At 64.5% G+C, this 645-nt stretch carries 1 protein-coding gene; it reads left to right on the top strand.

Going from position 1 to position 645, the window contains the following annotated elements:
* Positions 1-645 (top strand): electron transfer flavoprotein subunit beta/FixA family protein (locus tag PV364_RS41160; RefSeq protein ID WP_319666065.1); only part of this gene is annotated, 645 nt, incomplete at its 3' end.

The raw sequence follows: 645 nt of genomic DNA on the forward strand, positions 1-645 counted from the left end.
GTGAGCTTGAGGATCGTTGTAGCGGTGAAGTACGTGCCTGATGCCACGGGTGATCGTCACTTCGCGGGGGATCTGACGACGGATCGTGATGCGGTGGACGGTCTGTTGTCGGAGTTGGACGAGTATGCGGTGGAGCAGGCGTTGCAGATTGCTGAGGCGTCGGATGGTGCCGAGGTGACGGTGGTGACGGTGGGTCCTGGGGATGCGAAGGACGCGTTGCGCAAGGCGTTGTCGATGGGTGCGGACAAGGCGGTGCATGTCGAGGACGAGGGTTTGCACGGCAGTGATGTGATGGCGACGTCGCTGGTGCTGGCGAAGGCGATCGAGCGTGTGGGGTTCGATCTGGTGGTGATGGGGATGGCGTCGACGGATGGCACGGCGGGTGTGGTGCCGGCGTTGGTGGCGGAGCGTTTGGGTGTGCCGCAGGTGACGTTGTTGTCGCAGGTGGGGGTCGAGGGCGGGGTGGTGTCGGGTCGTCGTGACGGTGATTCGGCCAGTGAGCAGCTCGAGGCGTCGTTGCCGGCGGTGGTGTCGGTGACGGATCAGTCGGGTGAGGCGCGGTATCCGTCGTTCAAGGGGATCATGGCGGCGAAGAAGAAGCCGGTGGAGTCGTTGGGTCTGTCGGATCTGGGTGTGGATGCGGGG

This window comes from Streptomyces sp. MI02-7b (assembly GCF_033793585.1).
In the GTDB taxonomy this organism is placed as follows: domain Bacteria; phylum Actinomycetota; class Actinomycetes; order Streptomycetales; family Streptomycetaceae; genus Actinacidiphila.